Origin of the sequence: Faecalibacterium faecis, from assembly GCF_040096475.1 — a bacterium.
GTDB classification, from domain to species: Bacteria; Bacillota; Clostridia; order Oscillospirales; family Ruminococcaceae; genus Faecalibacterium; species Faecalibacterium taiwanense.
Genome location: NZ_JBBMEP010000004.1, coordinates 139,132 through 147,148 on the forward strand (window position 1 = coordinate 139,132; position 8,017 = coordinate 147,148).

Annotated in this window: 6 protein-coding genes; 3 read left to right on the forward strand and 3 right to left on the reverse strand. The window is 59.2% G+C overall.

Going from position 1 to position 8,017, the window contains the following annotated elements; genetic code table 11:
• Position 1 precedes the first annotated feature (1 nt).
• From tig to glgB, 3 genes are all read right to left on the reverse strand, one after another.
• Positions 2-976 (reverse strand): trigger factor, encoded by a 975-nt coding sequence (gene tig / locus WMO17_RS03355; protein WP_298638631.1) that lies wholly within the window; start codon positions 974-976, stop codon positions 2-4.
• A 36-nt stretch (positions 977-1,012) separates the two neighbouring features.
• Positions 1,013-2,932 (reverse strand): hypothetical protein, encoded by a 1,920-nt coding sequence (locus WMO17_RS03360; RefSeq protein WP_349137476.1) that lies wholly within the window; start codon positions 2,930-2,932, stop codon positions 1,013-1,015.
• A 135-nt stretch (positions 2,933-3,067) separates the two neighbouring features.
• Positions 3,068-5,017 (reverse strand): 1,4-alpha-glucan branching protein GlgB, encoded by a 1,950-nt coding sequence (glgB, locus tag WMO17_RS03365; protein WP_349137477.1) that lies wholly within the window; start codon positions 5,015-5,017, stop codon positions 3,068-3,070.
• 236 nt (positions 5,018-5,253) lie between these two features.
• Here glgB and WMO17_RS03370 point away from each other — a divergent pair, with 236 nt between their 5' ends.
• The 3 genes from WMO17_RS03370 to WMO17_RS03380 all read left to right on the forward strand — a co-directional run bounded on the left by WMO17_RS03370 (position 5,254) and on the right by WMO17_RS03380 (position 7,858).
• Entirely contained in the window at positions 5,254-6,612 is a 1,359-nt protein-coding gene (locus WMO17_RS03370; RefSeq protein WP_349137478.1) for an alpha-amylase family glycosyl hydrolase, read from the forward strand.
• Between the two features lie 79 nt (positions 6,613-6,691).
• A complete protein-coding gene (locus tag WMO17_RS03375) occupies positions 6,692-7,210 on the forward strand; it encodes a transcription repressor NadR (protein WP_005944532.1) in 519 nt (172 codons plus the stop codon).
• Positions 7,211-7,306: 96 nt separating this feature from the next.
• A complete protein-coding gene (locus tag WMO17_RS03380) occupies positions 7,307-7,858 on the forward strand; it encodes a TetR family transcriptional regulator (RefSeq protein ID WP_097776457.1) in 552 nt (183 codons plus the stop codon).
• Positions 7,859-8,017 lie beyond the last annotated feature (159 nt).

Sequence of the window (8,017 nt, forward strand, 5' to 3'; positions counted from 1 at the left end):
TTTACTCCTTTTCCACAACCGAAGTGATGTTTGCGTGGTCGATCAGGAAACGCTGCACCTTCTGAGTGGTCACGGCAGAGGCCACAGCGTCCCGGCTGAGCACATTGCGGATCTCGGCTTCCGGGGTATCGTGCAGCTTGGAAAGGCGGACGTACTCGGCATCCACCTCTGCGTTGGACACGGTGATCTGTTCGGCCTTGGCTATGGCCTGCACCGCAAGGATGCTGCGCATCTTGCGCTCGGCATCCCGGCGGAAGGCGGCGCGCACCTCGTCCGGTGTGGTCTGGCCTGCCTTGCAGTACAGCTCCATGGTCATTTTGCTGCGGCGCAGCCGTTCGCGCAGGGCGTTCATGTCATGGTCGGCATTCTGGTCCAGAATGGCGTTATCCAGCTCCGCCGTCAGGTTGGCACCGGCCATGCCCAGCAGGGCGGCTCCGGCAATTCGGTCGGCGTTGGCCTCGTGGGAGCGGCGCTTCTTTTCGCGGATGCTCTCCTTCAGGGCATCCACCGTATCAAAGCCCAGTGTCTTGGCAAAGGCATCGTCCAGCGGTACAGGCTGCTTTTGCTCCACGGTGTGCAGGGTGATGGCGAATTGCGCCGTCTTGCCGGAAAGCTCCGGCACCCGGAACTCGGCGGGATAGGTAAAATCGAATCGGAAGCTCTCGCCTGCTTTGTGGCCGTACACGGCATCCTCGGCGGCGGGCATCAGCTGACCGGTGCCCAGCACCACGGTCACATTTTCCATTTTGCTTTCCGGGATGGGCGCGCCGTCCATGAAGCCCTCAAAATCCAGCGTGACGCGCATCCCGCGCGCGGCGGACTTTTCCACCGGTGCAAAGGGGGCGCGGGTGCGGGTGAGGTTCGCCGCCTCCAGCTCCACGGCCTTTTCCGATACCGGGCGCACCCGGCGGGTGAATTCCAGCCCCTTGTATTGGCCCAGCGTGACCTTGGGCAGGGCGTTTGCATTCTGTTCCATGGGAAATACTCCTTTTATATCCAAAGCGTTTGCAATTCAAAGTCCATGTCCGGCAAGCCAGGCTTCCGCCACCTGCGAGAACATTTCGGGGTAGAGGGCATCCTCCTGCGCGAAGGCATCCAGATAATATTCCACCTCAGCCCGGTCGGCAGGCTCGGTGCGCTCCCACACGGTGAACACGGTGCCGTTGCCCATGTCAAAGCTGGCGGCCTGCGTAAAGTGCTCATCCCGCGCGGCGCAGAAGAGGGCATTCCACCGGCCGGAAAGCTCGCCACCGCTGACAAAGGTCTGGGGGAGCGGCTCTGCAGTGAGCACATACTTCGCCTCAAAGAACCGCACCGGGAACTCGTGGGTGCCCGGGATGGAGATGCCGGCGGCCAGCTTGCCCTGCAGCTGGATGTCCGGCAGGGCGGCGTACTGGAATATGTCCGAGTTGTACAGCATATCGTGGGGGATCATGTAGGCGAACTCGCCCTTTTCCGCATCGCAGTGGGCATCGATCCAGTCGTCCACGCGCTGGATCTGGGCGGCATCGGTGCGGTCGTAGGTGAGCTTGTCCAGCCGGACGAATTCCGACACGGCCTTGAGGGGAAAATGATCCACCACAAAGCCCGGCAGAGCAACGGTGGTCAGCGGCGAGCAGCGCACGGACACCGCAAACACCATGGTAAAGCCCCAGTAGAAGAGCTTGACGGCGGTGTGCTTTTTCAGGCCGTCGGCCAGTGCGGCGGAACCAACGAGGAACAGCAGCAGCCACCCAGGCACGAACAGCAGCATCTGGTGGGAGCCGGTGTTCTGTACCCGGGTGAACAGCACAAGGCTCACCAGCAGCTCTGCCCCTGCAAGACAGGGCAGGGCAGGCAGACGGCGTTTTGCGGCAAACCACAGCCCTATTCCGATGAGGATGAAGTTCAGTAAACCGATGCGCAGTGTCTGTGCGGCCAGCTCCAGCGTGATGCCGCCGAAGTTGTAGTAAGAGTAGCGCCCGGCGTAGTCAAAGCTTAAAATTTTGCGCACCATGGGCAGAAGCAGCAGCACCATGGCCCCGGCCGCACACAGGCCGAACGCCACCAGCCGTACCATGCGGTGCACAGCGCGGCTGGGTTGGCCATCTTTTGCCAGCCGGATGCTGGAAACTGCCAGCATCAGCACGTAGGCAAAGCAGTAGCCCACCACAAAATATAAGTACCAGCGCCGGGTGAGGATGATGCCCGCCGTGGCGGCGAAGATGAGCAGATAGCGGGGCAGGTCGATGCCGTCAAAGCGGTAGTCCAGTGTAAGCAGCATAAGCATGAAGGCAAAGATCAGCCCGAACCAGTCCGGCTGGCCCAGCACCGCCGACATGCGCACGAACGGGAAGGTAGCGCACCACGAAAAGCCGATGAGGAAATACCAGAACCGGTTCTTTACCCGTAGCATCCGGCCCACCTTGACCGTCAGGCCCGCCAGCAGCACCAGCAGGCTGGGCAGTACGCTGAATACCTGACAGAATGCGTAGTCATCGCCGGTCTTGCCGCTCAGGCAGAACGGGAACTCGGTGAACAGGGTGATGAAATTCGTATAGTCCTCGGTGATGGAATCGAGGAGAAACCGGAAGCCTGCGCCTGTGCTCTGGGCAAAGGCGGCTTCGGCATGATACTGCTTTAGAATGTAGTTTACGTAGTCCCAGTGGTAGAGGAAGGTGCGGCTGCCGAGGGTCCAGTAAAAGTAAAGCACGGCCGCTGCCCACAGGCCCACCAGCACCGCCTTGTGGAACAGGTCCAGCTCCACACCGGCCCGGCGCAGCACCAGCAGCGCCAGTGCAAACAGCGCTGCATTGCACCACAGGCTCAGCAACGGGAAAAACAGGCCGCTGCCCGGTGCGGCAAGGCCGAATACGATAAGCGCCAGCGCCCCGGCAGCAAGGCCCAGCCAGACCTTGCCAAGGACAGACAGACGGGAAACGATTCCACTCATCCCAAAAACCTCTCAGCTGCAGAATATCACAGCTACAGTATAGCAAGCAAAATCTGCACTGTCCAGCCGCTGTGCACGGAAAACAACAAAATGTCCCGCCGCTTTGAACGCAGACGGGACATTTTAAAACGAATATTACTTGTTGGAATTGGCTGCGGCCTTTGTGCTGCGGGCAGCGCGGCGCTTTGCGTTCAGGGCCTTGTTGGCGCTGATGCGGGCCGCATCGGGGTTCGGGGCCTCCGGCGCAAGGCGCAGCAGGCAGCTGCCCATGGCAGGCAGGTCTACTGTAAGGGTATAGTCCCGACCAAACACACCGCCATCGGTGGTGTGAAGCTTTGTCTTGCGGCGGCCCTTCAGTGCACCGCCCCACTCGGGGGATTCGGTGTTCAGCACCTCCTCGGCACTGCAGGGAAAGCGCAGATACAGCGGGAACTTTTTGTGGGCGTGGTCCTGCGTGTTCATGATGCACAGCAGGCTTTCGCCCCGGCCCTTGCGCAGCCATGCGTACACGCCCTCGTTGCGGCTCTCGCAGGCCACCCACTCAAAGCAGTCGGGGTTGTACTCGCCATCGTAGAGGGCGGGCTCGGTGGAGTAGACCCGGCTCAGGTGGGCAAAGTATTTCTGGAAGGCATCGTGGAAGGGATATTTCAGCAGATCCCAGTCCAGCTCCCGCTTTTCGTCCCACTCCCGGAAGTGTCCCATCTCGTTGCCCATGAAGTTCAGCTTCTTGCCCGGGTGCATGTACATATAAAAATAGAGGGTGCGCAGCTGGGCGCATTTTTCCGCATAGGTGCCCCACAGCTTATCGATGATGGTCTTTTTGCCGTGCACCACCTCGTCGTGGCTCAGCGCCAGCAGATACAGCTCGTTGTAGAAGTAGTGCATGCTGAAAACGATCTTGCCGTAGGCATTTGGCCGCTCACCGAAGGGGGTGGCAAAATAGTCCAGTGTGTCGTGCATCCAGCCCATGTCCCACTTGTAGTCGAAGCCCACGCCGTCGTAGCGGGTGGGTGCTGTCACCTTGAGGAAGTTGGTGGAGTCCTCGGCGGTGTAGATGCCGGTGGGCCAGCGCTCGTTCAGGCCGTGGTTCAGGCTGCGCAGAAAGTTCACGGCACCCTCGTTCACGCCGCGGTTCGGGTCGCCCTGCCAGTACAGCGCGCGGGAGATGGCATCCATACGGATACCGTCGCAGTGGTATACGTCCATCCACAGGGCGGCAGCGCTGTTCAAAAAGCTGCACACCTCGCGGCGGTAGTAGTTGAAGTTGCAGGTGCCCCACTCGCTGTGGCCCACATCGCTGTCGTACTCGTAGAGGTGGGTGCCGTCAAACTTTGCCAGAGCGTCGGCGTTGGCGGCAAAGTGCACCGGCACAAAGTCCATGATGACGCCGATGCCCATGCGGTGGCAGGCGTTGACGAAGCCGGCAAACTGGGCGGGAGTGCCGTAGCGGCTGGTAACGGAAAAGTAGCCGGTGGTCTGGTAGCCCCAGCTGCCATCGAAGGGATGTTCGGCCAGCGGCAGCAGCTCCACATGGGTAAAGTGATGGTCCAGCAGCCAGGGAATCAGCTCCTTGGCCAGCTCCTCATAGTTGTACCAGCCGTCTGAGCCGTCCTCCTGCTTGCTGCCGGGCTTGTGCCGCCAGCTGCCAACATGCATCTCGTAGATGTTCAGCGGGCGGTTGCGGCATTTGTCGCGGCGCTCCATCCATGCACTGTCATCAAAATGAAAGTCCAGTTTTACCAGACGGCTGGCCGTGCCCGGCCGCAGCTCGGTGGAAAATGCGTAGGGGTCGCTGCGCATCACCACACTGCCGTCGGCACCATGCACCCGGTATTTATAAAGGTCGCCCTCTGCAAGGCCGGGGACGAATGCGCTCCACACGCCGGTATCGGCTTTTTCCATGGGCACGCCTGCCTCCCAGCCGTCGAAGCCGCCGCAGACTTCCACTGCTGTGGCACCGGGGGCCCACACCGCAAAGCGCCACCCTTTGGTGCCGTTGTCGGAGCAGGGATGCGCACCAAGGATGCGGTAGGCATCAAAGCAGTCTCCATTGAAGAATTCACGGGGAATGGCGGGGTAATTCATGCAAAGATCTCCTTACATTCTATGATAGGCAGCGCCCGGCGGCACTGCATGTGACACAGGTGTTTGGGCAATATATCCAATAAAAACAAGACGAAATGGGGCATAGTGGCTGATATTCTTGTAAATTCTTGACAAAAATCAGCAAATATTAACATGCTTTACAGATTCTGTGCTATACTATTCCTGCCGCCGCAGTGGGCGGAGGCTGATTTTTTTGTATGGGAGCGGTATGAACAATGGCTTGGTATGACAACGCGGTATTTTATCACATCTATCCTCTGGGGCTGTGCGGCTGCGCACACGAGAACGATGGGCAGGCGGTGCCCGGCGCGTTTAATAAACTGAACGCATGGGCTGAGCACGCAGCGGACATCGGCTGCACGGCCATTTATATCGGCCCGCTGTTCGAGAGCGGTTCCCATGGCTACGACACCATCGATTACCGGCTGGTAGACCGCCGCCTTGGCACGAACGCAGAATTCAAGGACTTTGTGGCCCGGTGCCATGCCCGGGGACAGAAGGTGATCGTGGACGGCGTGTTCAACCATGTGGGCCGCGATTTCTTTGCGTTTCAGGACCTGAAGGCAAACCGCGAGAACGCCCGCTATAAGGACTGGTTCTGCGATGTGAATTTCTGGGGCAACAACGAGTACAACGACGGCTTTTCCTACGGAAACTGGGGCGGCTTCAATCTGCTGGTCAAGCTGAACCAGCGCAACCCGGAGGTGCAGAACTACCACTACGATACCATCCGCTTCTGGGTGGATGAATTTGACATTGACGGCATCCGTCTGGACGCAGCCGATGTGCTGGACTTTGACTTTATGCGCGGTCTGCGCCGCCTTGCCAACGAGGTAAAGCCAGAGTTCTGGCTCATGGGCGAGGTGATCCACGGCGATTACAGCCGCTGGGCAAACCCGGAGATGCTGCACTCGGTGACCAACTACGAGCTGCACAAGGGCCTGTGGAGCGGCCACAACGACCACAACTATTTCGAGATCGCCCACACCATGCGCCGTCTGCAGGGCCTGTGCCACGATACCCGGCTGTATCTGTTCTCGGACAACCACGATGTGGAGCGCCTGCCCAACAAGCTGCGCAACCGGGAGCACATCCGCCACATTGCAATTCTAGTATATACGCTTTGGGGCATTCCGTCCATCTATTATGGCTCAGAATTTGGCATTGAAGGCAAAAAAGAGTGGGGAAGCGACTGGCCGCTGCGCCCCTGCCTGGAACTTTCCGACTTCAGGGACGCTGAGACCACCAACCCTGTCACCAGCGTGTATGCCGCACTGGGCAGACTGAAGGCGGAGCTGCCGGAGCTGACCGACGGCGAGGTGAAAGAGCTGCAGCTCACCACCCAGTGCTATGCCTTTGCCCGGGTGCTGGATGGAAAGGCCTGCGTCGTGGTGCTGAACAACGGCGACAGTCCCGCACAGCTGGAATTTCAGCTGCCGGTGGAGGCATCCGCTGCAAAGGACCTGTTGGCCGACACGGTGGGCGCACAGCCCGTTTTGACCAGCATGGAGTGGGGCCGCATGAAAGTGCAGCTGCCCTCCAATTATGCTACCATCCTGCAGCTGGAAAAGTAAACGCATTCTTGCATGATCCGCCGTCTTTTGCTACAATAAGAGCATAATACCGTAAAGCGGAAAGGAAGCTTTGAAAACCATGAATGCAGCGCAGCGCAGAGAATCCATTCTGAAACGGCTCAGCGGGGCCGAAGCACCGGTCAGTGCCAGCGCACTGGCGGCTTTGCTGGGGGTCTCGCGCCAGATCGTGGTGGGGGATGTGGCTCTGCTGCGGGCAGGCGGTGCGCAGATCGATGCAACGCCCCGGGGCTATCAGCTGCATCCGGCGGAAAAAGGCTATACCGCCATTCTGGCCTGCGTGCACAGCACCGAGGACGAGATGCGCACCGAGCTGTACACCGTGGTGGATCAGGGCGGCATCGTGGTGGATGTGGCCGTGGAGAACAGCCTGTATGGCGAGCTGCGCGGCAACCTGAACCTTGCCAGCCGCTACGATGTGGACAACTTCATCCAGCAGGCCAAGGACACGCCGGAAGCGCTTTTGAGCCGCATGACCGGCGGCGTGCATCTGCACACCCTGCACTGCCCGGATGCCGGGAGCTTTGAGCGCATCAAAAAAGAGCTGGAAGAAAAAGGTATCCTGTACCGCAAGGAGTGATGCGGATGGGGATAGACCCAGTATAAAAAAGGCTGAGGGCCTTGTCTATCCGCAAAACAGGAAAATGGTTGGATAATCAACGAAAAAGCAAAAGAGGTGGGTTTTCTGGATATTCGCATTGAAAAAACGGAGCGTGCCATCAAGCAGGCATTCATGGAGCTGCGGGCGCAGAAACCGCTGGAAAAGATCAAGGTCAAGGAACTGTGCGATCTGGCCTGCATCAATAAGTCCACCTTTTATGCGCATTATCAGGATATCTATGCGCTGGCCAACGCCATGGAGGACGAAATGGTGGAGGTGGTGGTGGAAAGCCTGCCGCAGCTGACCGCCCGTGATGTAAGCGAGCGCACCGAGTGGCTGACCCGGGAAATGTTCCGGGCGTTTACCCGGAATCAGACCGAGATCGGCATTCTGTTTTCCGGCTCCCGTCAGGGACTGTTCATCAACCGCGTGGAAGCTGCAATGAGCAAATGCATCTCGGAGAGCGACCCCTCGTTTGATGCCGATGTGGTGCGTAAGATCGTGCTTTCCTTCTGCGTGCAGGGCTGCTACTACACCTTCACCAGCTACTGCGGCCAGATGGACGAAAAGCGGCTGGTGGCTCTGCTTGCGTCCATTGCACGCGCGGCACAGAAGATCCGGATGTAACACAACAATTTAGAATGTCCGCCGCGTGCGCTTTGGGCATGAATAGCGGAAAAATAATTTTAATAGAGCAATGCCGGGCGGTCTGCGGAGTCAATATCCTGTACAACTACCAGCTGCTGCGTCTGGCCGGTGAGAACGGTGTGGCCGCCTACGGTGTCA